Below are 25,457 nucleotides of genomic sequence, written 5' to 3'. Positions count from 1 at the left end.
CATACTTTCCTGCATTTCTGGAATTATTGTCTGGAGATTCCAACACTAAGGAAAGGTTCGTTTTACTTTGGGTTTATCCGTTGTCTGTCTAAGTGGTTTACTGGCAATTCCAGCGACTGAATATTTTGTAGGTTCATCTATTTCAATAATTACCCTAAGTAACATAATCGGCATATTTCATGGTGCTGGTTTGTTAATTTGTGCAACAGCTTTTAAGCCAAATGAAAAACGTGTATAACAAGTTAAGTCATCGGAAAATCACTCGCTGCGATCAACGGGGTCAGGTTCATTGATATTAGGTTCATTGATATTGGAGTTGGGTCAACTGAACCAAAGCTTTGCCCCCAAGCGGCCCGAGCCGCTTTACTCCCCGCTAAAAAATTCCCGGTCGGTTCAGGGCGCTGCTAAAGGGGGGGCAATTTGCTGGGAGCAAATTGAGTGGAAGACGCGTCTGGAACGTCGTTTTCACGACCGCCTTTTGGTAGTGGCCTGGACTGACGTTGTTGGGAATCCAGCGGGCGCGCTTTCTTTGCGTCTCGTTTCTTTACCGCGCAGTAAAGACAATCTGGTCAGGAACCAGATTGAACAGCTTTAGCTGGCCTGCAAGGCAACAGGCAGAGTGCTTGTTGTAAATGGGACTGGCATGCCATGGAGGGCATGTCATAAAGGACAAGGAAGTCATGTTATTCAAACCTTGTCAGGCAAGCTTTCGCCGTGGATACTAAAATTCAGTTTGGCTAACCCAATGCCATAGTAATAGTTAAAGTTTGACATGGACGGTTCACCTCAATGGTTGCCACCTAAGCGTGGTAAAACCCTGGGAAAGGGGGAGTCCATATCCTTTGTTAGGACTACAAGAGGATCTACTGAATGAATCAGGTTTACGATAGAAGTTTATTGGAAGGCTCCTTATCTCAAATGGAGTCAGCTGCACTGAATTTTGCCCAAAGGTTTATAAATGATGGCAAGGTCAGGATGAGTTACATCAGTCAAACCAGAGAGTTATCTCGAGAATACCGTGCGAAGGTTAGTTCTGGAGCAATAACGGCAGAGGAAGCAGCAAAGCAGGTGCAAGGGATGCGAAATCAAATTCTTGAAGCACAACGTTTACGAACAAGTGATGTAGGCAAGGCGATAGCGGTAAAGTTAAAGAAGACTGGACTAACACTTTCAGAATTAACTGATAAATATTCAATGAACATGTTCGCAAAGTCATTTTCGAATTTATCCGCCGCAAATAAAAATAGGGTATATCTCGAGATTATAGAAAGCTCCGGCAGACCAAGACCATCTATGAATGCAGCGGCCAGTAATTATAGTAAGCTAGGTCGGGGATTGTTGGTTGTTACTATCGGCGTTGCTGGCGGTGCGTTGGCAGGACTCGCTTGTGGGCCAGGTGCTCCTGTTTGTGTAACTATCGGGGTGTTTGTAGGAGGGGCATTGGGTGCGCTAGGTGCTGATTTCACTTTTGGGTGGTTTTTCTGATGCCCACAAAGGAAATAAAGGAATTTCATGTAATAGATACGATAGAAAAGCCTGATGAAATGCCAAGAGTTTTGCTTGAAAATGAAAAATTAAAAAAGCAATTTTACGTTCAAGGAAAAGTTCTGGAAGCACAGTATAAAATAGGAGAAAACTTCCTTGTCTTGGTCACAGAAGGAAACCCTTTCGAAGAGGCTCTATACATATACTACTTTAGCGATAGTTTAAATCTTATGGATTCACTGGAGCTCTCTGTCATGTATTCAGAAGGAATGCTCAGAAATCTTTCTCTTACCGATTCGGGAGATATTGTTTTTTCGTTTTTTGATAACGATGAGCAATGGATTTTGAAAGTATATTCACATCCTAAGTACACTTTATTTAATAATAAGTACCCAGTCAAAAGAAAAATGTCGCTTTTTCATAAAAGCTGGCTAGACCTAAAGAAGCTCTAAATAAAGCATATTAAATTGGTGCGCAGTGTGGATTTTATCGAGCCTTATCAATCTCCACTTGCGTGACTGCGCTTAGTCACACAAGGATCTCAAGATTGAGTGGCTGTGAACTGTTAACAGCTCAACAGCTGCCAGTTAAGCGTGGCAGAACCTCAGGAAAGGGGAGTCCATATCATTCGTTATAAGCCGAGGATACGTTGAGAATACCAATATTTTTTCTCATGTATTTTTGCTGGGGCCAATAGGACTTCTCATTCCAACATCAAAACACCACAGATTTACCGCGCCCACTACTTTGTGAAGCCGCTTCCAGTTCGCCCTGGCTATTACGGCTGATCACCTGTAAATCACCAAAGCCGCGGTTTTTCAGATGATAGCCCATATCTTGCAAGCGGGACTGCACGTCTGCTGCCAGGCCATTGTGATGACGGATCTCATCTTTTGGTAACAACTGATGGTGAATTCTTGGCGCATCTACCAGTTGCTGTGCATGCATATCAAAGAGTACGCGATTCAGCATCGACTGAAATACCGAGCTGATAATAGTGGTACCACCGGGGGAACCGGTCACCATCTCAACTTTGTTGCCTTTCAGCAGGATACTGGGGGTCATAGACGATAACATGCGTTTTTGTGGGGCGATTTCGTTGGCTTCTTTGCCGACCGCACCGAAGAAATTCGGTACCCCCGGCTTAGCACTGAAATCGTCCATTTCGTCATTCAGCAGAAAGCCCGCGCCGTCCACCACCATGCCACTGCCAAAGCTGAGGTTGATGGTGGTGGTAGTGGAGACCGCATTCCCCCATTTATCCACCACTGAGTAGTGAGTGGTGTCTTCGCTTTCCTTCAGACCGGGTTTAACCTTTTCGGTGCTGGAGATGGCTTTGCTGTTAACCAACTTTGCACGTTCGGCCAGATAGTTATCCGCCAGCAAGTCTTTAACCGGCACCTGATAAAAATCCGGATCGCCCATATACTCCGCGCGGTCAGCAAAACCCAGCTTGGCCAGTTCGGCCAGTAAGTGAATATACTGGGCAGAGTTGTGGGCCAGGCCCTGGAATTCCTTGCTGAGCAACGCCTGCATTTTCAGCATCTGTACCAATACTATGCCGCCTGAACTGGGTGGTGGTGCGGATAGGACCTGATAGCCCTGCCAGTCAGCACTAATAGGTGTGCGCCAGATAGCCTGGTAACTGGCCATATCCTGCTTATTGATCAGGCCGCCGTGCTTTTGCATAAAGCTCACCAGCAAATCTGCGGTTTTTCCCTGATAGAAATCCTTGGGACCATGCTCGGCGATGCGTTTAAGGGTGGCGGCCAGTTCCGGTTGCTTAAACGGCACATCGCTTTGCATGGCTGAAAAATACTGATCAAAGTTACGACCATGGCGGTCTTTTTGAACCCGCTCAATATAGCCATTTACATGACGGACCAGTTTTTCATGGGGAATAAAGCCTTGTTCGGCCAGTTGGATGGCGGGCTGCAGCAAGTCTTTCCAGGGCTTACTGCCATATTTCTGGTGTGCTTGCCACATACCCATCACCGAGCCGGGTACGCCGGAGGCCAGAATACCGTAAAGGGGCTTGTTACGGAGCACCTGCCCCTGGTCATCCAGATACATATCGCGGTGGGCCTTTAACGGCGCTTTTTCGCGGTAGTCGAGAAAATCAGCCTTGCCGTCTTGATGGATCAGCATAAAGCCACCACCACCAATATTACCGGCTTCGGGCAGGGTCACGGCCAGCACAAAACCTGCCGTTACGGCTGCGTCCACGGCGTTACCGCCATCTTTAAGTACCGCAACCGCCGCATCGGCACTATAGCTATCCGGCATGGCGACTGCCGCTTGTTCGGCAGCCTGAGTGGTGAAGGACAGAAAAATCAGGATGAAGGAAAACAGCCTGCGCATGGCGACTCCTTAGCAGTTATTTGCTTAACACCTTATCGGGGCCGGTGGGGGAAGTCCATGTATCAGCGATTATCAGGGGGTAATTTAGGATCACGGCCATCCCGCTTAACCTCATATTCCCCTTCAAAGGTGCTGCCCTGATCACCTCTTTGCTGATACTGGTAAAAGCCTGATGTCTGAGTGGTGGAGCCTGCCACCACCGCACGTTTCATCAGCCAACGGGCAATGACCGGGCGACTGAAAGGCAGCACTAAAAACAGCCCCAAGGCATCGGTGACAAAACCCGGCGTGAGCAGCAATACCCCCGACACAGCCAACATCAGGCCTTCGAGCATTTCCTGGCCAGGCAGTTGACCATTATCCATTTTGCGTCTGGCCTGCATCAACGTGGCAACACCCTGCTGGCGAACCAATGCCGCGCCAATGGCAGCAGTGAGGATCACCAGTCCTATGGTGGGCCAACCACCAATTTGCTCACCAACTTCTATCAACAGGGCAATCTCCACGATGGGCATCAGTACAAATAACGAGAACAGGAGTTTTCCCATGAGACATCCAAAAAGCTGTGAATTAGAGGTATAGTTTGGGCGCGTTCACCCAAATCCAAGGCTGTCACTGTTACAAAGTGTGGCAATGAAAGTGTTTAACCTGTTCCAAGGTCCTTATGTCTGAATTTTGCCTGGTGCTGTGCACCTGCCCTGATCTGGAAAGTGCCAGAAATATTGCCCGACAGTCGGTTGAGCAAGGATTGGCAGCCTGTGTCAATATTATTCCTGGCCTGGAATCCGTTTATCAGTGGCGGGGTGAGTTACAGACCGACAGTGAAGTGCAGTTGGTGTCGAAAACCTACAAGCCGAAGCTCGACGCCTTGTATAAGCTGGTGGTCGGATTGCACCCCTATGATGAGCCGGAATGGTTAATCATAGAGATTGCCGATGGCAGCCCTACTTATCTGGAATGGATTAAAAGTTGTACAAAATGATGAAAACATTGTTGCAAGTCACCTGGATGGTCCTATTGCTGGGCCTTTCCCCCCTTAGCCACGCGCAGGACCCACTGGGTGATCTGTTCGCTGACCAGCCGACCTTTTTACCGGTGGACGAAGCATTTAAGTTTGATTTTCGCCAGCAGGGTAATGAACTGGTACTGAGCTGGGAAATAGCCGAGGGTTACTATCTCTACAAAAAGCAATTTAAAACCGTAGTAAAAGACGCCACCCTGGGTGAACCTGCTTTTCCGCCAGCCAGACAGATTGAAGATGACTATTTTGGCGTGTCTGATGTGTTTTTTAATCAGCTGGATATACGCTTTCCCATCCAGGCGGCTGAGCAGGATGCCGTGGTTAAAGTCAGTTTCCAGGGCTGCGCCGAAGCGGGTTTATGTTATCCGGCCACTGTTAAAGTTGTTTACCTGGAGCAAGTCAGCGGTAACGTGACACCAGCGGCTGATGCACCGCTGGCCAATCAGTCCCAGCAATTTGAGTTGGCTGATTTGCTGTCCAGCGAGCAAAGTCTGCTCTGGACCCTGGCGCTGTTTGTGTTGCTGGGCGCGGGTTTGGCACTGACGCCCTGCGTGTTTCCCATGTATCCGATTTTGTCCGGCATTATTCTTGGGCAGGGTAAGCAGGTGAGTACGTCTAAAGCCTTTAGCCTGAGCTTTGTGTATGTGCAGGGTATGGCCATCACCTACTCGATTCTTGGTCTGATTGTGGCCTCTGCCGGTGTGCAGTTTCAGGCGGCTCTGCAGCATCCCGCCATATTAATTACCCTGATCCTGTTATTTGCACTGCTGGCGTTGGTGATGTTCGGAGTGTGGGAGTTGCAGTTGCCCTCCGGCTGGCAGGAAAAGCTGAATAGTCTGAGCAATCAGCAAAAGGGCGGCAGTTATTTTGGTGTCTTCCTGATGGGCGCCATATCCGGCCTGGTGGCTTCACCTTGTACCACCGCGCCTTTAACCGGCATTTTACTGTTCGTGGCGCAAAGTGGCGATTTGCTGCTGGGATTCAGCGCCCTGTATGCCCTGAGTATTGGCATGGGGATTCCGCTGGTGTTATTTGGTATTACCGGAGGCAAGTTGTTGCCTAAGGCTGGCAACTGGATGAATGTAGTGAAGGTGACTTTCGGCTTTATGATGCTGGCGGTGGCCCTGCTATTTGTTGAGCGGATGGTAGAGAACCTATGGACGAATCTGGCCTGGGCGGTGTTGGGACTGGCGACCTTCAGCTACTGGCAGGTTATGAACCAGAACACGCCGGTAAGTTTCTTTAAAGGCGTCAGAAGCCTGGTGATTTTTCTTGGCCTGCTGGCTTCTGCACTCTATGGCTACCAGCATCTGGGGTTTAAGGCCGGGCCAGTCAACGTCAGTAGCGTAACAACTGCTGCGCACACTGAATTTGTGCGGGTAAAAGATCTGGAAGACTTCCAGGCTAAGTTAGCCGCGGCTAATGCCGAGGGTAAGTCGGTGATGATCGATCTCTATGCTGACTGGTGCGTAGCTTGTAAGGAGTTTGAGAAATATACCTTTCCAGATCCTGAGGTGCAACAAGCCCTGGCCAATACGGTATTGATGCAAATCGACCTTACCGACAATACCCCACAGAGCCTGGCATTTCAGGAGCATTTCTTTGTTCTGGGCCTGCCTACCATTTTGTTTTTCGATACCCAGGGACAAGAGATTGGCAAAGGCCGGGTAACCGGGTTTATGCAAGCTAAGGCGTTTGCTGCCCACCTGGCTAAGCTGCCTCTGTAAAAAGTTCTCTGCTTCAGATATGGGGCCAATCTGCATATTGGCCCTGAATCAATAGTTAAGAACATTCGCTAATAAATTATATCGATATAATTAGTCAAAATATTATACAAATGCTTTACTTGTTGTTTACAACTGCCAGGTAAGGCAATAAGCCCTTTGTTGCTCCTGGTTGGTTCTTCGTTGAAAAACCAGCGGTATATAGCCGCATAACAGCAGGAGATAAAAATGAAACAACAGTGCAAAGCCTGGCTTCCTCTGGTCACCCTGTTGGGTGCCATGGGATACAGTCAATTGGCATCTGCCCACGGTTACATGCAAGTGCCGAAGGCCCGGCAGGTATTTTGTGAAGAGCAGGGGGGCTATTGGTGGCCGCAGGATGGTTCTGCCATTCCCAATGCAGCCTGCCGCGCGGCATTTTTGCAAACCGGCACCTTCCAGTTTGTGCAGTCTATTGAGTTCTCTGTCAATGTGGCTGATTACTACAACCAGGCCGCTGTTGAAGCCGCGGTGCCAAATGGCAGCTTGTGCAGTGCCGGCGATCCGCAAAAGCAGGGTATTAACGTCCCTTCTCCCCACTGGCAACGCAGTCAGGTGGTACCCAATGCCAATAATGAACTGAATGTGCGCTTTTATGCCAGCACCCCGCACAACCCCAGCTTCTGGAAGTTTTACCTGAGCAAGCCAGGGTTTGACGGCAGCACACAGGCCCTGAATTGGTCTGATCTGGACCATATCCAGGATGTGGGTAATGTCGGTGTGATCCTCGCACCCGATGGTAAGCGTTATTACGATATGACCATCTCCATTCCGGCCAACCGCAGTGGTGATGCCATTCTGTATACCAGATGGCAACGGCAGGATGTGGCGGGCGAAGGTTTCTATAACTGCAGTGATATCACTATTGTGCGCGACACCAACCCACCAGATCAGTGGTATCCGGTGAGTTACTTTGTTCGTCAGGGCCAGGATGCCAGCCCGGGCGATACCGTCTGGGCCCGACTGTTTGACGGTAGCGGCCAGGAAATCATCAGCGAGTTGCTGCCCATCACCGCGCAGAATAGCCAAAGCTGGCAGGCAGATTTAGCCGCCAAACTGAATATGGATTATGCGTTGGACATTAAGGTCGGGGTGCAGGACCAAAACGGCAACGTGCAATTTGACAGTCAAAATCTGCTCAGCAATCAGGTTTTTGCTGCTCAGTCTTCCCATAGTTTTAATTTAAGCATTCAGCCGCCACAGGGTAACACGGCGCCTATCGTGCACACGCCCGGCGACTTGCAGTTGCCCGAAGGGCAAAGTACGGCTGTGAATGTGCATGCTTATGATGATCAGCAGGATCCCCTTACCTTCACCTGGCAGGTGCCCGCACCGTTAAGCTACACGGGCTCAGGCGCAAATATCACCTTAAGTGCCGGGCAGGTGAATCAGAACACCACAGTGACCGTCAGTCTGTCAGTGTCAGACGGTCAACTGAGTACCAGCGCCAGTTTTGACGTAGAAATACAGAACGACAGTGGCAATGTCCCTGCCTGGGACGCCAATACTGTGTATGTCAGAGACGATCTGGTCAGCTATCAGGGGCTTATTTACCGGGCCAAGTGGTGGACATTGGGCGAACTGCCAGACCAAGCCGACGTTTGGGAAGCGCAGTAAATCAATCTGGCCGGCCATTCAGCCGGCCTTCTTTTCTGAGAGGGAATTTTTATGAAACCAGCATCAATAGGTATGCTGGCGCTGTTTGCCAGCACAGTAGTTCAAAGCGCACCATCTACCCCCAGCATTGGCTGGGAGCCTCAGGCCTACTCCCTGATACAGGTCAATCTTGATGGTAATGGCGCGTATAAAGATCTTGTGCAACGGCTGTCGCAGGTGAATATCAGCATTGGCTGGAACGCCTGGTCGGGGGAAGGTGGTGATAACATCAGGGTGTATTTTGATGGCCAGCAAGTGCATCAGGAATCAGTGGCGGCGGGAACACGCAGTGGCACTATTCAGTTTTCCTGGTCACAGTCGGGTCGTCATGATCTGACCATTGCTTTGTGTCAGGCAGAAGACTGCGCAACCAGTGCGGTTAAGCCCCTGGTGATAGCCGATTCCGACGGTGGACATCTGGACCCGCTACCACTCAACGTAGACCCTAATAACGGCAACTATCCACCACCGCCTGATACAGTGGTGGGGGCCTACTTTGTTGAATGGGGTATTTATGGCCGGGCATTTGATGTCAGTCGCATTCCGGTCAACAACCTCACCCATATTCTGTACGGTTTTATCCCCATTTGTGGCCCTAATGAATCGTTACGGGAAATTGAAAACGGTAATAGCTTGCGGGCGCTGCAAACCGCCTGTGGCCGTTCCCAGGATTATGAAGTGGTGATCCACGACCCCTGGGCGGCAATACAAAAAGCCTTACCTGGCACCGATACTAACGATCCTATCCGCGGTACTTATGCCCAGTTAATGGCCCTGAAGAAACACAATCCGGCCCTGAAGATATTGCCGTCTATCGGCGGCTGGACATTATCTGATCCTTTTCATGGCTTTACCCAAAAACAAAATCGCGATGTGTTTATCGCGTCGGTGAAAGAGTTTTTACAAACCTGGAAGTTCTATGACGGTGTGGACATTGACTGGGAATATCCGGGTGGAAGCGGAGCTAACCCGAACCTGGGCGACAGGGTGAATGACGGCCCTGCCTATGTGGCCCTGATGGCGGAACTGCGGGCCATGCTGGATGAGCTGGAAGCCGAAACCGGTCGCCAGTACCAACTGACATCAGCCATAGGTGTGGGTTACGACAAGCTGGAGGATGTGGACTATCTGCAGGCGCAGCAATACATGGATTATCTGTTTGCCATGACTTACGACTTTTACGGTGGTTGGAACAATGTCACCGGCCACCACACGGCCGTGTATTGCGGCAGCCATATGAGTCAGGATGAGTGCAATGGCACTGGGGTGGACGATGACGGGCAACCCCGTCAGGGCCCAGCTTATACACTGGACAACGGCATACAACTTTTACTGCAACAAGGTGTACCACCTGAAAAGATCGTGCTGGGAGCGGCCATGTATGGTCGGGGATGGGAAGGGGTGTTTGCTGCCGACGCGGCCAATGGCAATCCCATGACCGCCACCGCCAGCGGCAAACTTACCGGTACCAATGCACAAGGGGTGTGGGAGCCTGGGGTGATTGATTACAAAGGCATTAAGACTTATATGCTGGGTAGCAATAATACTGGTGTTAACGGCTTTGAGGCGGGCTATGACGAGCAGGCCGAAGCCGCCTATGTGTGGAACAGCCAGAATGGCAAACTGGTGACTTACGACAGCCCCCGCTCGGTTTTATATAAAGGACAGTACACCCGCAGCCTGAATCTGGCTGGGATGTTTGCCTGGGAAATCGATGCAGATAACGGCGATATACTCAATGCCATGCATCAGGGACTGGCCGGTGGTGGGCTGCCTAATCGTCCGCCGGTTATACAATTAGACGCCCTTTATCAGGTTACTGGTGGGCAAAGCATTGATTTGGCAGCAGCGGCCAGCGACCCGGATCAGGATCCCCTGACGTTTCAGTGGCAACTGGACAGCAGTCTGAATGCCTCTGGGCAAAATAGCGCAACGCTCAGGGTAAATGCCCCAGTGCTGGCTCAAACAACGGACTATGCCGTGACGCTGCAGGTCTCTGATGGTCAGCACCAGGTCAGCCGGGCCACGACACTCAGAGTCATCGGCGAACAAGGCAACCAGCCACCAGTTGTGGCGCCGGTTGCTGATCAAGTGGTGGACGAAAATGCAGTGTTAGCCATTAACCTGCAATCATCTGACCCTGATGGTGATAGCTTGTCCTATGACTGGCAGGTTCCCCAGGGGCTGACGTTAAGCGGCAGCGGCGCGAATGTGCAGTTACAAGCCGGCAATGTTGATGCAGACACGCAATATCCGGTGTCTGTAAGTGTTTCCGACGGTCAGGCCCAGACGACTGTGCAATTTACTGTTACTGTGCGTAATCTGGATGGCGGACAAACCACCTGGCAGGCCGGTGCGGTGTATACCGCAGGTGATATTGTGCTGTATGAAGGTGTGGAATACAGAGCCAAATGGTGGACACAAGGCGACAGACCGGATCTGGGCGGGCCCTGGGAAGTCAGGATTCCTGACAATGGTCAGCCGCAAGCCTGGAACGCCAATCAAGCCTACAATGGTGGCGCCCGGGTTAGTTATCAGGGCAGTGTCTATCAGGCCAGATGGTGGACACAAGGGGAAGAACCTGGTGTTGCCGCAGTCTGGCTGTTACAACCCTGAATACAACTCTAGCCGCCGGTTCAGGCGGCTTTTATCTGCAAATTCAACGAAAATAGCCATGCTTTCCCCGCCGGTTGGCTGAAGATACCCAGCTCGCGGCAGGTATTTCCACCTTTATTTATACATGTTTTTAGCCGTTTTGACTGTTACATACTTTGTAACAAAGCGGGAAGGGATAAATTTTCATCACTAAAGGTCTGAATTTAACTCACAAATGGCAGTCTTGTCTGATAAGGTAACAAGCAAATAGCAGTAAACGTCGCTGATAAGACCAGTATTTTGCTGAGATTTATGAATCTGTCTCTATAATGGACTGCAATTGAAGTTGGCTTGGCTAATATTTGGTCAGCGCTTGACGATGAGACTCGAAATTTTCTGAAAAATAGTTAAACATAGAGTTTTAGCTACAGATGGACGCACATTCGTGAACTTTTTGCTGATTAATGGTCCTAACCTGAACTTGCTGGGTAAGCGTGAGCCACATATTTATGGTCATCAAAGTCTGGCCGACATTGTGCTGGTGCTACAGGAACAGGCGAATGATGCAGGCGTTAAGCTTGAACATGTGCAATCCAATGCCGAGCATGTACTGATTGATGCCATTCACCAAGCCATGGGGAAAGTGGACTTTATTGTGATTAATCCGGGTGCGTTCACTCACACCAGTGTGGCACTGCGGGACGCCTTATTGGGTGTGAATATTCCCTTTATTGAAGTGCACCTTTCTAATGTCCACGCCCGGGAAGCCTTCAGACGCCATTCTTACCTGTCGGATGTGGCCAAAGGCGTCATCTGTGGCTTAGGTGCCCAGGGATATGAATTTGCTTTACAGGCAGGCATTAAGTACTGCCAGGAACATTCTGTATAACAGCCTACAAATATAAGAGAGACCTGACGATGGATATTCGGAAAATAAAGAAACTGATTGAGCTGGTTGAAGAATCCGGCATTGCTGAGCTGGAAATTACCGAAGGTGAAGAATCGGTACGTATCCACCGTGGCAGCTCTGCCATGGCGCAACCTGTGCACTACAGTGCGCCTGTTCATATGCCTGCTCCAGTGGCCGCGCCAGCAGCACCTGCCCCAGCTGCCGCACCTGCTGCTGCCGCTGAGCCGGCCGGACATATTGTGCGCTCACCCATGGTTGGTACTTTCTACCGCGCATCTTCACCGGGCGCCAAGAACTTCGTTGAGGTCGGTTCTCAGGTTAAAGTCGGCGATACCTTGTGTATCGTTGAAGCCATGAAGATGATGAACCAGATTGAAGCGGACAAAGCAGGTGTGGTTAAGCAGGTGCTGGTGGACAACCAGGAACCTGTGGAGTTTGACCAGCCTCTGTTCGTGATTGAATAAGCGGGCTTAAGCTGATGCTGGATAAAGTACTGATAGCCAACCGGGGTGAAATTGCATTGCGCGTGCTGCGCGCCTGCAAGGAACTCGGGATAAAAACCGTGGCGGTGCATTCCACTGCCGACCGTAACCTCAAACATGTGCTGCTGGCCGATGAGTCCATTTGTATCGGCAGCCCGGCAGCCACCCAAAGCTACCTGAATATTCCGGCCATTATCGCCGCTGCGGAAGTGACCAACTCCATTGCCATTCACCCTGGCTACGGCTTTTTGTCCGAGAACGCCGATTTTGCTGAGCAGGTGGAAAAGAGTGGTTTTGTGTTTATCGGCCCTAAAGCCGACACAATCCGTTTGATGGGCGACAAAGTGTCTGCCATTTCCGCCATGAAGAAGGCGGGGGTTCCTTGTGTACCTGGCTCTGATGGTCCGGTGGGTGACGATGAAGCCAAAAACAAAGCCATAGCCAAGCGTATTGGCTACCCCATTATTGTTAAAGCTGCTGGCGGCGGCGGTGGCCGTGGTATGCGCGTGGTGCGTAGCGAAGCGGAACTGCAATCTGCTATCGCCATGACCAAGAGCGAGGCCGGTGCCGCCTTTGGTAATGATATGGTGTATATGGAAAAGTTCCTGGAAAACCCACGTCACGTGGAAATTCAGGTACTGGCAGATGGTCAGGGCAATGCGATTCACCTGGGTGAACGGGACTGCTCCATGCAGCGCCGCCACCAGAAAGTGGTGGAAGAAGCGCCTGCACCTGGTATTACCGCCGAAATGCGTGAAAAAATTGGTGATCGCTGCCGCCGTGCCTGTATTGAAATAGGCTATCGTGGTGCGGGCACCTTTGAGTTCCTGTATGAAAACGGTGAGTTCTACTTTATTGAGATGAATACCCGTATTCAGGTGGAGCACCCGGTGTCCGAGATGATTACCGGGGTGGATTTGATTAAGGAGCAATTGCGTATTGCAGCCGGACAGCCACTGGCCATTGAGCAGTCGCAGATTCAAATTCGTGGCCATGCCATCGAATGTCGTATCAACGCCGAAGATCCAGAACGCTTTATTCCTTCACCAGGCAAAATCGATATGTTCCATCCGCCTGGTGGTCTGGGTGTGCGCTGGGATTCACATATTTATGCCGGTTACAGCGTGCCGCCTAACTACGACTCCATGATCGGTAAGCTAATCACTTATGGTGAGAACCGTGACGTGGCGATTGCCCGTATGCGCCATGCTCTGAATGAGCTGGTGATTGAAGGCATAAAAACCAATGTGCCGTTGCAGCAAAAAATCATGGCAGATGAAAACTTCAGAAATGGTGGAACGAATATCCACTATCTGGAAAAGAAACTGGGCATGCAAAAAGGCTAATCAGGCTTAAATCTAAAAAAGGTGCGCAAGCACCTTTTTTATTGGCCGCAAGCTACACTGCAGATAGAATTCAGCACCTTTCTCTTCGCACTCGATTATGCTGGCAGCACCCTTTCAGCGCCTTGACCGCTATCTGACGGACCATTGTCTGTATTGGCAGTTTTCGCCTTTCGCTGTCAATGACTATCCCTGGCGGCAGCAGAATCCGGCCCTGGCACAGTGGTTGGATGAATTGCCCGATGAACAGCTGGCAAGCTGGCAGATTAATGCCGAGCAGGCACTACCAGCCTGCAAGCGCTTTTTGCCAGAGCTAATGGCTGCGGATGCGCTGTATCCATTACAAAAACACCAACAGTCTTTGCCAGCGCCATTTTGGCTGCAATCCGGTATAAAAGGTCGAAAATGGCAGCAGATCAGCGCTTTCGCCGCCCTGTTTAATCGCAGGCCAGGCCCTATTTTGGAATGGTGTGCCGGTAAAGGGCACTTGGGTCGATTGCTGGCCTGGCAATTTGCCCAGCCTGTTATCTCAGTGGAATGGCAGGCTGAACTTTGTCAGCAAGGCCAGCAAGTGGCCAGGCAGCAGCATGTTAACCAACGCTTTGTTTGTGCAGATGTACTTAAGGATAAGTTGGATGAGTATGTGCAAGCCGACCAGCAACTTGTCGCCTTGCACGCCTGTGGACAGCTGCATATAAAAATGTTGCAGGAAGCGGTTAAGAACCGGGTTCAGGCTGTGTATCTTTGCCCTTGTTGTTACCAGCTTATTACACAGGAAACTTATCACCCCCTGAGCCAGGCCGGGCAATACACCCAGTTGCAATTGAGCCGGGCAGATCTGCGATTGGCGGTGCAGGAAACGGTTACCGCACCGCATCGGGACCGACACAAGCGTTTACAGGAAAGACTGTACCGGCAGATGTTTGATATTTGGCAGCGCCAGCATCTGGGGCAAGACAATTATCTGCCGGTCCCTTCAGCACCGGATTACTTGTTTCGCCAACCTCCCCAGGCCTTTTTGCAATGGGCGGCGCAGCAAAAAGGGCTGGTATTCGTGCCTTCTGTCGACTTGTCTGGTCTGGAAGTGACAGCCAGGCAGCGACTTAAGTTGCTTGAACGTATGGAGTTAGTACAGCATCTGTTTCGTCGTGCGCTGGAATTGTGGTTAGTGTTGGACAGAAGTCTTTATCTTGAGGAACATGGTTATCATGTTCAGATATTGGAGTTTTGTACTCGACAAATTACCCCCCGGAATCTGGTGATTGTGGCGCAAACCTAAACGGCGTTCCGGTTTGCTATGGGCTTCAGAATCCGGGCTGCCAGATATCGTAGGTGGCAATCAAAGCCGGGTACTGGTCTGAACTTCTATAGGCTTGCAAGGCTTTATCAAATTCCTGCAGAAGCGCTTTGTCCTTAAAGCCAACCCGATAGCCTGTGGGTGGGAAAAGCCAGTGGATATCGACCAGATCCAAAGCGTCATCACGGAATTTGGTCGAAATATGGCGGAAAATATTAATATCCATCACTGCCAAATCAATTCGCCCTTCCAACAGCATCTTAACCTGTTTACTTTGATCCGGTAGTTCTGTGTAGAGTCGACTGTCTGATACTTCCTTGGCGAATTCCTGCCCAAGTACAATGGATGCATTCTGAAAGGCGACTATGCTGAAGCCTTTCATATCCGCCATGCTATCCAGTTTCACCCGGCTAACCTTGAGACTAATGACTACATTGCGATAGGTGACATACACCTGGCTGAGCTGTTCATGGGGTACGGGCATGCGCTCGGTCATATTCAGGGCCATATCCACCTGACCATGATTGAGCATACCGGCCGAGCGGCCAAAAGGCACATAGACGGGATCCACCTGATGCCCCAGATTTTGCAAAATAGCGCGAACCAGGTCCAGTTCGAAGCCTTTATCCTGGTCCGCAATCACATAAGGAGGTTTGGTCCAGCCAACGGCCATCACAAGAGAACTAGCCTGCGCGACTGTACTCATTAGCAGCAGGCTGGTCAGCAAGATGATCCTGTTCATGCAGACATCGATTCTCTTATCCATAGAAACAGGTTAAGACAGGTTCCTCTGGTAATCCAGCTCTGTATACTTATACTCTCGTTCCCAACAAGAATTGGCGACTTTTATCTCGCCCTGACCGCTGAGAACCCTATGGCCTGGATTCAATTACGTATCAACAGCAATGCCCAATCCGCCGAACCCATTGGTGAACTGTTATCGGATTGGGGCGCCCAGGCCGTTACGTTTGTGGATGCCAAAGATACCCCCTGGTACGAGCCTAAGCCCGGCGAGGTACAATTGTGGCCTGATACTCAGGTGGTGGGTTTGTTTGATGCTGAAGAAGACTTAACCGCGCTGTTGTTGCAACTGAAAAGCCAACTGCCAGCAGGCACCCTGATTAAATTGGACCCACTGGAGGACAAGGATTGGGAGCGGGAGTGGATGGATAATTTCCACCCCATGCAATTTGGTCAGCGCCTGTGGATTTGCCCAAGCTGGCGCGAGGTGCCAGATCCTGACGCCGTTAATGTCATGCTCGACCCCGGTCTGGCCTTTGGTACTGGTACTCACCCTACCACGGCACTGTGTTTGCGCTGGCTGGATGGTCTGGAATTGGGTAACAGTCTGGTGGTGGATTTTGGTTGTGGCTCGGGCATCTTGGGCATTGCCGCGCTTAAACTTGGCGCCAAACGCGTGGTTGGCGTCGATATTGACCCGCAAGCTATTCAGGCCAGCCAGGACAATGCCAATCGCAATCAGGTTGGCGATCTTATCGAACTTTATTTACCCAAAGATCAGCCACAACTGCAGGCCGATGTGGTGGTGGCCAATATTCTGGCCGGGCCGCTAAGAGAACTGCGCCAGGTGATTACCAGCTACTGTCGTGCTGGCGGCAAACTGGCCCTGTCAGGCATTTTAAAGGAGCAGGCTGAGGAAATCAGTGCGCTGTACAGCCAGGACTTTGAAATGGACCCGATAGCCATTGATGGTGACTGGGCCAGAGTTAGCGGTACCCGCCGCTGATCTCGTCAGGTATCTGGCTTGCGTTTCTGATATTGCCCTGCGACATAACAGTCGCAGGTAGCTAAACCGATATTTATACCAGCCATGCTGTTGTTGGCAGTCTTTAAAAGCCCATCGTTTATTCCCGCCCTGTGTTCTGAGATAAAAACTACGCCGCCTACTGCTGGCCTGAATACCATCATTTTCTAACACCTAACACCTAACACCTAACACCTAACACTTAACACCTAACACCTGCAGGTATTCATTCTGAATCAACGCTGCATCGATCAGAGAACAAGAAACTCCTTGATCCCAGCATTTAAATGATTACAATCACAAACACAAATGATAACGGTTATCAGTAGTGTTATGATGTATCGCGAAATCTCAATCTTGGCATTACTTGCCGTTACTTTAGTGCCCAATGCGTTGGCCAACGAGATTCAACAAGTGGAGAGGCTGGTTGTGTCTGGTACCCGCACCCCTAAATTGTTGAACAATTCACCAGTGGCGGTGGATGTGGTCAGTGGTGAGCTACTGCAGCAAGTCAGCCGTGGCACATTAGCCCAGGCCCTGAACTTTTTGCCTGGGGTGGTAGTAAAACGCAGCGTTAAAGACGGCTATAACGTCATGATGCAGGGCTTTGACTCCGATCATGTGCTGATCCTGTTGGACGGTCAGCCGTTAATCTCACCCTCTGGTTCCTCGGTGGATTTGGATCAGATCAGTGCCGACGAGATTGAACAGATTGAAATCGTCAAAGGTGCTGGCTCGGTATTGTATGGCAGTTCCGCCATGGGCGGGGTAATCAATATCATTAGCCGTCAGGATAAGGGCAATAGCCTGAGCAGTGAGTATCAAGTGTCCCGCTATCTGGGCAATGAGGTGGACGGCGATACGCTGGGCCATCTCTACAAACTGCGTGGCTCCGCCAAAGTGGCACAGTGGCAGGCTAAGCTCAGCCTGCAGAAAATTGACGATCCTGGCTTTGATTATGAGCCTGCCAGCATTGCACAGACATCTGCTTCCCTGGATAAACACTTTGCGCGTTTTGAGCTGGCCCGCAATCTGGATGGCCTCAGGCTGGGATACAAGCTTCAGTATTTTGAGGAAGAAAAACTCAAGGACAGATTTAAAGTCCCCGGCCAGGACTCGGTTGTCTACTATCTGTCCGATGTGGAGCAGTGGCAACAGGATGTGCTGGTTAGCCAGCAGCATGACTGGCAACTGAAAGGCCGCTACATCAAGCACAATGAAACCAGTGGCGATTCCAATGGCTTGCGCGAAACCGATATATCCCTGGCCGAGCTGGATGCTCAGAAAGTCTGGATGCTGGATGGCATGGAGGTGGTTGGCGGGGTTATCTGGCATACCGATACCCTGGATCAGAGCAAACTCACCGATGGACTGGTGGAGGTAGCGGATAAAGACCGCCAATCACTGGAAGCTTATAGCCAAATTAACTGGATGCTGGATAAAGTGGACTGGCTGGCCGGCTTGCGGGTTCAGCATGATACGGATTTCGGCTGGCATTCGGCACTGCGTGCCAGTGGCATGTATAAGTATATCGATACTGCACAGAACACCTGGCAATGGCGGGCTGGTTTGGGGCAAAGCTATCGTGTGCCTACGCTAAAGGAAAGGTTCTATGTGTTTGACCACAGTAACCTTGGCTACATGGTGCTGGGTAATGAAAACCTTAACCCCGAGACGGCCCTGTCGGCAAACGCTGGCTTAACCCTGACGGTTCCGGTTATGGATGACAGCCATGATCTGCAATTTGAGATAGCCGGCCATTACACCCGCACCGACGATTTTATTAACACTATCAGAGATGCGGCGGCGTCAGCGGAGCTGGGCCTGGATGTGTCCCGCTATGCCAATGTGGCCGAATCCACAATCGCCGGGCTGGATCTGTCGGCCGAACTGACTCTGGATAACTGGCGATATCAGCTCAGTTACGCTTATCTGCACACCGAAAACGAACAAGGCGAGCCACTGACGGGCCGCCCCAAACACCAGCTTAAATTCAACCTTGGCTGGTCTTACCCGGCATGGCAACTGGATAGCCTGTTTTATGCAGTCTACGAGGCTGGCGAACAAGCAGGTCAGGACTATCAGGGCATTCTTAAGGATGACTGGCTGAGCCTTAACCTGAGTTTATCCCAACACCTTAGCCAAAGCCTGAGCTGGCGACTGGCTGTTGACAATCTGCTTGATGAGCACAGAGATGCCAGCGCCGATGCGGCAGGCTTATTTGATGTGCGTCCAATCAGCAGCCGTCGCCTGACACTGGGCGTTAATTACCAATTCCTGTAAAGATAACAATTCAAGGAGCACCCGATGAAATTTTCTCTGTCTGTTACTGCCATGGCACTATGCCTGGCGCTGGCCGGTTGTGGCGGTTCTGACTCAAGCACGCCCACGCCGACCCCGAATCCGACCCCTGAGCCAACCCCGGAACCAACCCCAGAACAGGGTGTGATCAAAGGTCCATTCAGCACCGGTACGACGGCCGCGCCTGTTGCGGTGTTCTTTGATTTGGACAGCGGTGAAGTACTGCCACTGACAGAGGAGCAAGCGCTGACCAATCAGGATTGGGATATTGCCTTTAAACGCACCAAAATGTGGACCAATCACCAGGCCGGGACACCGGTCAGTGTGTTTAAAACCGATATAAACAGTGATTTTTTTGATGCTCAAGGCAACGCCATAACAGATAAATTTATCAATGCCACCCCAGATTCTGAGCTGGACAAATACCAAGGCATTACCGCCACAGATATTCCCGCTGATGAAGCCTTTGTCAGTGACAGTGAAGAGTTAGTGATTGGCGGCAAGTTCTACCATTACGATATGGCCACCCACACCGTTACCGCTGCGGACGATAAGTTTTTTATTGTCCAGTCAGACCAGGCCTTCAGCAAAATCCGCGCCAAGCACATCACCACCGCTGGTCGCACTATGGCTACCCTGACACTGGGAATCGCCCACCAAAGCCCCGCCGATGGTGATACGGCATTCCGCCCTGAAGTGGATCTTGAAGTGGATACCAGTGCCTGCACGGACGATGTCTATATCGACTTTGACCTGGCTCAGGTGATGTCTGAAACCGATAACTGGGATTTGCGCATACCCTGCACCACTGTATCAGGCACCACGGGTGGTGCTTTTGAGCTGCATATTGCCGACGACGCCAGTGCGATTGAAGACAGCGCCGAAGGTTACCCGGGCATTGACGAAGAAGCTGTGCCCTATATGGGCTTTCAGTCTAACCAAACCATGCTGCGCTTCTTTGACGACAACAGTTGGTATCAATACAACCTGCAGGGCGGCCATAAGCTGTGGTCGCAATATGGGGTGTATCTGATTCGTACCGGCACGGCCACTTATAAGTTCCAGGTCACCAGCTATTACGACGAGGCTGGTGCTTCAGGCCACTATAGCTTCCGCGCCGACAGCCTGAACGAATAATCACGACGGGGCAGGAAGCCCGATTGTCATCAAAGGGAGTGAATTGTCACTCCCTTTTGCTATTGATTGACCCGGAGATAACACCTTGATCAAACAATTAGAAGAACTGATGTACCAGCTGTCCGATCTGTTTATGGCGCCGGTACTGGTATTACTGATTTTATTATTTGCTTACAGCCTGTTTGCCCTGGGGGCATTGCTGATGCAATGGCAACAGCGTCGGCGTCAGCGCAGGGGCTATATCAATGCGTTGCAAAACAACCTGAATACATCCGGACCACTGCATGGCTATCCGCTTTTATGTTTGCGACTGGCGCAGCCGCAAGTCAGCCGCGATGAACTGGATGTGGCGGCCTTTAACCTGTTGGAAAATGCCAGAATGGTCAGCCGCCTGGCACCGATGCTGGGCTTGGTTGCGACCATGGTCCCTATGGGGCCGGCGCTGAAAAGTCTGGCCAACGGCAATATTCAGGGTATCAGCGAAAATCTGATTGTGGCCTTTTCAGCGGTGATTTTTGGCCTGGTGACGGCATCCGTTACCTTCTGGATTGCCAGCGTCAGAAAACGCTGGCTGGCTTCTGAGTTGGTAGCGCTGGCCCCCTTTATCCGGGAACAGTCCGCTTATGATACTTCCATTCGCAAGGAGGTAGAGCACGATGCGGCTGCTTGATGAAGATGAAGCCGGTAATCCGGTGCTGTCTGTGGTCAATCTGGTGGATGTGTTTCTGATCCTGATTGCCGCATTGCTGATTGCCATCGCCCAAAATCCACTTAATCCCTTTTTGGATGAAAACGTCACGGTGATTAAAAATGCCGGGCAGCCGGATATGCAGATGATCATAAAAAACGGCGAAAGCATAGAAACCTATCAAAGCAGTGGCGAAATTGGTGCCGGTGATGGGGTGAAGGCCGGGGTGGCCTATCGCATGGCCGATGGCAGTATTGTTTATGTGCCAGAAACTCAGGGGCAGCCATAATGTCAGGTAGGCACATAAATATCAGCATGAAGACGTTAATAGTATGGGGCCTGCTGCTGAGTACATTCAGCATGCCTTCTCTGGCACAGCAATCAGTCACACAAGCCAAACCTAAGGTACTGATTCTGGGCGCCGCTCATAGCAACAAAGCCAAGGTCAGTCTGTTTAAAGAACTGGCGGGAGAAACGCTGGATATTGAGCACAAAGCCGAGTCGGCGATTAAAGACGACATGTCTGCCGCTAAGAGGTTATTTGACGAAGTTGACTTGGTGCTGTTTGATGCGGTCTCAGCCAGGGAGTCTGCGGCAACGTATGCCAAGTATCAGGCACTGATAACCCAGAGCAACAGCCGCTTTATCACTATTCAGCAACCACAAGTGGATAGCCTGCGTAAAGGTATTGACCCGCAGCAGGCTATGGATTTGTTTGCCTATTGGGATAATGGCGGCACACAAAATCTTCAGCGTATGGGTCAATACCTGCAACATCGGTTGCTTAGCCCCACTGACACAGTCGTTGAAGCGCCATTGATTTACCCGGAGATTGGCCTGTATCACCCGGATTTCAGCAAGCAAATCTTCGCAGATCTGGACAGTTTTCTGAGCTGGCGAAAACCTTCTGAAGGTGCCCCCAGAGTGGGTATCTTGCTGCAACGTTCATTAATTGAAACTGCGCAAACCCAGGTAGTGGATAGGGCTATTCGTCAGTTGGAACAGCAAGGGGCGGTGGCGGTACCGTTTTTCTTTGAGCTAAGTCCGGTGGTGTCTGACTATCGTCCGCTTATCAGCAAAGATGGGCAAACTTATGTGGACCTGATTGTCAGTTTCCGCAATTTTCATTGGGCCGCCAAACGCAAAGCCGAATTTGAACAGCTTGGCGTACCTGTGATGCAGGCACTGACCTACTACGACGGTGACCAGCAGACCTGGGAGCAGGACAAGCAGGGGATCAGCATTGGTATGACACCTTTTACCCTGGTTTTGCCGGAAGGCGCCGGAGTTGTGGACCCCATGATAGTGGCGGCACTTAACCAGCAAACCGGCCGGGTAGAAGCCATTGACTATCAGCTTGAACGCCTGACCAGCAAAGCAATTAAGCTGGCGAACCTGCGGCATAAAGCTAACGCCGACAAACGACTGACCTTGTTTATGTGGGGTAGCCAGGATGTGGGGGCGTCATTTTTGAATATTCCTGACAGTCTGTATCACATTGGTGAACGTTTGCATCAGGAAGGTTATCAGGTAGCGCCACATAATGGGGATTATTACACGCAGCGGGTTAATCATATCCTTGACCCCTTCTATCGCGATTATCAACTGGATGAACTTCTGCAGCAGGATCTGGCCGAATTGATGCCGGTGCAAGACTATCTGAGCTGGTTTAATCAACTACCCAAATCGGTCACCGAGCCTATTAATGCACACTGGGGAAAACCCCAGGATAACTTTATGGCTGTCAAACGTGATGGGGTGGATTATTTTGTCCTGCCGCGCATTCGTAACGGTAATTTGCTGATTATGCGTCAGCCGCCGCGTTCGGACAAAAAGGATAACGAAAGCGATATCTACCATGTGGGCACGGTGCCAATTAACCACTTCTATCTGGCGGCCTATTACTATGCCCGGGAATACTGGCATAGCGACGCCATTATTCATTTGGGCACCCATGGCTCGCAGGAATATTTAGGCGGCAAGGAACGCGGTTTGTCCATCTTTGACCAGGGCAACCTGGCAGTTTGGGATACCCCGGTAGTCTACCCCTTTATTGTCGATGATGTGGGCGAGGCGATGCAGACCAAGCGTCGTGGCCGCGCCACGGTCATCTCGCATATGACCGCGCCTTTTGCCGCAGCGGGCTTGCAAGGGGTGATGGCGGATATACATGAACTAATGCATCAGTATGACTCGCTGGACGAAGGCGGAGTGAAGCTGCGCACCGGCGAGCAAATCCATCAGCGTTGTATTGAAGAAAATATCTGTGCCGACTTTGGCTGGAGTGACCCACAGATCAAAGCCGATTTTGATGGATTCATTCAGGCCTTGCATGAGCATTTGAAGGAAATCGCCGGCACCAATCAGCCGCTTGGTTTACACAGCTTTGGTATGTTGCCTGAACAAGCCCTGCTGACCACTACCCTGGTACAGATGCAGGGACAGGACTTTATTCAACAGGCATTGGCTTTTGAGCGTAAGCACTATCAGGCCCATCAGGCTGTACATGATGGGGATAATCAGGCCATGACCGATGAGGTAGCGCTGGAGAACACCCCTGGGTTTAAGCTGATGCATGACTATGTGGTAGCCCTGGATGGCAGTAAGTCAGTGCCCCTGCCGGTCGCCTTTGAGAAGTTGGACGATACGCTACAAAGCCAACTACTAAAAGCCCGTGAACAGTATCAGGCCATGCAGGGTATCGCCGAGCTGGATAATCTGATTGGTTTTTTACAGGGCCGTTATGTGCCGGTTAAAACCGGCGGCGACCCGATACGCCATCCCGAGTCTGTGCCCACAGGATTCAATCTGCAGGGCTTTGATCCGGCCAGGGTACCCACCCAGGCAGCCTGGGAGCAGGGTAAGGCACTGACCGAGGAATTGATTGCCGATTACTATCAGGAGCATGGCCGATATCCGGATAAACTGGCGTTTTCTTTGTGGAGTATTGAAACCATGCGCCACTACGGTGTGCTGGAAAGCCAGGCCTTGTATGCCATGGGGGTACGACCTACCTGGACGCCGGATGGGCGGGTGACCGGCACCGAAGTTATCCCCTACAGCGAATTGAAACGGCCCAGAGTGGATGTGGTTCTGTCTGCGACCGGCCTTTACCGTGATGCTTTTCCTAATGTGATGCAATTGCTGGCCAAGGCAGTACAGCAAGTGGCTGAACTGCAGGAACAGGGCAACAGTATCTGGGCCAACAGCCAACGTATTGGCAAACAGCTGGTGGAGCAAGGTGTGGCCCCGGACGAAGCCGAGTACTTGTCGACCATGCGATTGTTTTCCAATGCCTCCGGCGATTACGGCTCGGGCGTGGATGGCGCCGCCTGGGCCAGCGATAGCTGGGAGCAGGACAGTAAAATTGCCGATCTTTACCTGGATAAGATGGGTTATTTCTTTGGCCCTGATGACAAACGTTGGGGGGAAAAGCTGGACGGCATTAACCTGTATGCACAGCAACTGTCCGGTACCGACGTGGCGCTGTTTGCCCGCTCATCCAATCTGTTTGGCATGTTATCCAGCGATGATCCCTTTGAATATTTCGGTTCACTGTCGCTGGCGGTGCGCAATATTGACGGCAAAAGCCCACAGATGCGCATCAGCAACTTACGTAATGCCAGCAGCGCCAAAACCGAGAAAGCCGATCAGTTTCTGGCCAAGGAGCTGCGCACCCGGGTATTTCACAAGCGCTGGATCCAGGAGATGCAAAAAGAAGGCTACTCAGGTGCAGTGGGGATGAGTTCGCGTATGGACAATTTCTGGGGCTGGCAGGTAGTGGACCCGGATATTATTCGCGATGATCAATGGCAGGAGTATTTCGACGTCTATGTCAACGACAAGCTGGATCTGGAGTTGGATAAGTGGTTCGAACAAACGAATCCTGCTGCCCTGGCTCGTATGCTGGAACGGATGCTGGAAGCGAATCGCAAAGATTACTGGGAGGCGGATGCACACACTCTGCAAACCCTGGTTGAGCGCTATATCGACCTGGTGAACCAGCATGAGCTGTATCAGGACAATGACAAGCTCAGAGACTTTGTGAATCAGTCAGCCAGTGGCTTTGGTCTGATTAAGCAATTGGCGGCGCCGATGCCGTTGGAAGCCTCACTATCAGAAGCGGTACAAGGCCAGAAGCTGGAAAAAGTGCAGGCCAGCGAGCAGCCCATCGACTGGAACTGGACCCTGATCTGGTCCTGCTTGGCGATGTTGTTATTAATGGTGGCGGGCATGCTGTGGCAAGGGCGCCCGCCCCGGCCACAGCTGAGACTTTCGCTCTGATAACAAGTCAGCCTGACGGCCAATAAACGAATTCTTTACCGCTGAGACACAGAGTATGCAGAGTAAAGTTCGCGGTGACGCCACTCTGTGTGCTCCGTGCCTCTGTGATTATCTATAAAATTTGTTCAGTTCAATTTCACCACAGAGGCACAGAGGTTACAGAGAAAAGCAGGAAATTTAACGGTGTATATGTTTGAAAAATGAACACTTTATTTGTCTCGGTGGTGGGTGGTAAGAGGCATCTCTTCGAGTGTGCAGAGGAAAGCGCGCGGTGATAACACCTTCAAATACTCTGTGCTCTTCGTGCCTTATATGGACTCCCTCGGTGTTGTCAACGAGATCGCATTGAAAACCAGATCAGATGCGGAC

19 protein-coding genes are annotated in these 25,457 nt (G+C 51.0%); 16 read left to right on the top strand and 3 right to left on the bottom strand.

What is annotated here, in order from left to right; translation table 11 throughout:
* Nucleotides 1-870: 870 nt before the first annotated feature.
* Together ABD028_RS19765 and ABD028_RS19760 are read left to right on the top strand one after the other, a co-directional pair.
* Nucleotides 871-1,485 (top strand): hypothetical protein, encoded by a 615-nt coding sequence (locus ABD028_RS19765; protein WP_343847181.1) that lies wholly within the window; start codon nt 871-873, stop codon nt 1,483-1,485.
* Nucleotides 1,485-1,937: a hypothetical protein gene (locus tag ABD028_RS19760; protein ID WP_343847180.1), complete on the top strand. Its 453-nt coding sequence runs from the start codon at nt 1,485-1,487 to the stop codon at nt 1,935-1,937. The genes ABD028_RS19765 and ABD028_RS19760 overlap by 1 nt, the downstream gene beginning before the upstream one ends.
* Nucleotides 1,938-2,199: 262 nt before the next feature.
* Here the strand turns inward: ABD028_RS19760 and ggt are convergent, their stop codons facing one another.
* Together ggt and ABD028_RS19750 are read right to left on the bottom strand one after the other, a co-directional pair.
* Entirely contained in the window at nt 2,200-3,846 is a 1,647-nt protein-coding gene (ggt, locus tag ABD028_RS19755) for a gamma-glutamyltransferase (protein WP_343847179.1), read from the bottom strand.
* Between the two features lie 62 nt (nt 3,847-3,908).
* Complete coding sequence (locus ABD028_RS19750; protein ID WP_343847178.1) at nt 3,909-4,394, bottom strand: FxsA family protein; 486 nt, start codon at nt 4,392-4,394, stop codon at nt 3,909-3,911.
* A gap of 116 nt (nt 4,395-4,510) precedes the next feature.
* Between ABD028_RS19750 and cutA the strand changes: the two genes are divergently transcribed.
* From cutA to ABD028_RS19710, 8 genes are all read left to right on the top strand, one after another.
* Entirely contained in the window at nt 4,511-4,828 is a 318-nt protein-coding gene (cutA, locus tag ABD028_RS19745) for a divalent-cation tolerance protein CutA (protein ID WP_343847177.1), read from the top strand.
* On the top strand, nt 4,825-6,594 hold the full coding sequence (locus ABD028_RS19740; RefSeq protein ID WP_425542143.1) for a protein-disulfide reductase DsbD: 1,770 nt from the start codon (nt 4,825-4,827) through the stop codon (nt 6,592-6,594). Before cutA ends, ABD028_RS19740 begins: the two co-directional genes overlap by 4 nt.
* 225 nt (nt 6,595-6,819) lie before the next feature.
* Entirely contained in the window at nt 6,820-8,247 is a 1,428-nt protein-coding gene (locus ABD028_RS19735) for a lytic polysaccharide monooxygenase (RefSeq protein ID WP_343847176.1), read from the top strand.
* Nucleotides 8,248-8,298: 51 nt separating this feature from the next.
* Nucleotides 8,299-10,902: a glycosyl hydrolase family 18 protein gene (locus ABD028_RS19730; RefSeq protein WP_343847175.1), complete on the top strand. Its 2,604-nt coding sequence runs from the start codon at nt 8,299-8,301 to the stop codon at nt 10,900-10,902.
* Nucleotides 10,903-11,326: 424 nt separating this feature from the next.
* Entirely contained in the window at nt 11,327-11,770 is a 444-nt protein-coding gene (gene aroQ / locus ABD028_RS19725; RefSeq protein ID WP_343847174.1) for a type II 3-dehydroquinate dehydratase, read from the top strand.
* A gap of 29 nt (nt 11,771-11,799) precedes the next feature.
* Nucleotides 11,800-12,255 carry an acetyl-CoA carboxylase biotin carboxyl carrier protein gene (gene accB / locus ABD028_RS19720; protein WP_102797568.1) on the top strand — a complete coding sequence of 152 codons (456 nt, stop codon included), beginning with the start codon at nt 11,800-11,802 and terminating at the stop codon, nt 12,253-12,255.
* A 14-nt stretch (nt 12,256-12,269) separates the two neighbouring features.
* The gene (gene accC, locus ABD028_RS19715) at nt 12,270-13,619 is read left to right on the top strand and encodes an acetyl-CoA carboxylase biotin carboxylase subunit (RefSeq protein ID WP_102797567.1); all 1,350 of its coding nucleotides are present in this window, start codon (nt 12,270-12,272) and stop codon (nt 13,617-13,619) included.
* Between the two features lie 97 nt (nt 13,620-13,716).
* Nucleotides 13,717-14,895 carry a methyltransferase gene (locus ABD028_RS19710; RefSeq protein ID WP_343847173.1) on the top strand — a complete coding sequence of 393 codons (1,179 nt, stop codon included), beginning with the start codon at nt 13,717-13,719 and terminating at the stop codon, nt 14,893-14,895.
* Between the two features lie 25 nt (nt 14,896-14,920).
* On the opposite strand, the gene ABD028_RS19705 is transcribed toward ABD028_RS19710, so the two are convergent.
* Nucleotides 14,921-15,655, bottom strand: a complete 735-nt coding sequence (locus tag ABD028_RS19705; protein ID WP_343847172.1) for a substrate-binding periplasmic protein — start codon at nt 15,653-15,655, stop codon at nt 14,921-14,923.
* A 132-nt stretch (nt 15,656-15,787) separates the two neighbouring features.
* On the opposite strand from ABD028_RS19705, the gene prmA reads away from it, so the two are divergent.
* The 6 genes from prmA (at nt 15,788) to cobN (ending at nt 25,088) form a co-directional block, all read left to right on the top strand.
* Nucleotides 15,788-16,660: a 50S ribosomal protein L11 methyltransferase gene (gene prmA / locus ABD028_RS19700; protein WP_343847171.1), complete on the top strand. Its 873-nt coding sequence runs from the start codon at nt 15,788-15,790 to the stop codon at nt 16,658-16,660.
* 351 nt (nt 16,661-17,011) lie between these two features.
* Nucleotides 17,012-18,961: a TonB-dependent receptor plug domain-containing protein gene (locus tag ABD028_RS19695; RefSeq protein ID WP_343847170.1), complete on the top strand. Its 1,950-nt coding sequence runs from the start codon at nt 17,012-17,014 to the stop codon at nt 18,959-18,961.
* Nucleotides 18,962-18,985: 24 nt separating this feature from the next.
* Nucleotides 18,986-20,116, top strand: a complete 1,131-nt coding sequence (locus ABD028_RS19690) for an HmuY family protein (protein ID WP_343847169.1) — start codon at nt 18,986-18,988, stop codon at nt 20,114-20,116.
* Between the two features lie 85 nt (nt 20,117-20,201).
* Complete coding sequence (locus ABD028_RS19685) at nt 20,202-20,786, top strand: MotA/TolQ/ExbB proton channel family protein (protein ID WP_343847168.1); 585 nt, start codon at nt 20,202-20,204, stop codon at nt 20,784-20,786.
* Entirely contained in the window at nt 20,773-21,093 is a 321-nt protein-coding gene (locus tag ABD028_RS19680) for a DUF2149 domain-containing protein (protein ID WP_102797561.1), read from the top strand. The genes ABD028_RS19685 and ABD028_RS19680 overlap by 14 nt, the downstream gene beginning before the upstream one ends.
* 26 nt (nt 21,094-21,119) lie before the next feature.
* Complete coding sequence (gene cobN, locus ABD028_RS19675; protein WP_343847167.1) at nt 21,120-25,088, top strand: cobaltochelatase subunit CobN; 3,969 nt, start codon at nt 21,120-21,122, stop codon at nt 25,086-25,088.
* Nucleotides 25,089-25,457 lie beyond the last annotated feature (369 nt).

This window comes from Bowmanella denitrificans, assembly GCF_039522935.1.
Lineage (GTDB): Bacteria > Pseudomonadota > Gammaproteobacteria > Enterobacterales > Alteromonadaceae > Bowmanella > Bowmanella denitrificans.
The sequence above is the reverse complement of the archived record's forward strand: the minus strand, read 5'-3'. Positions and strand labels throughout refer to the sequence as shown.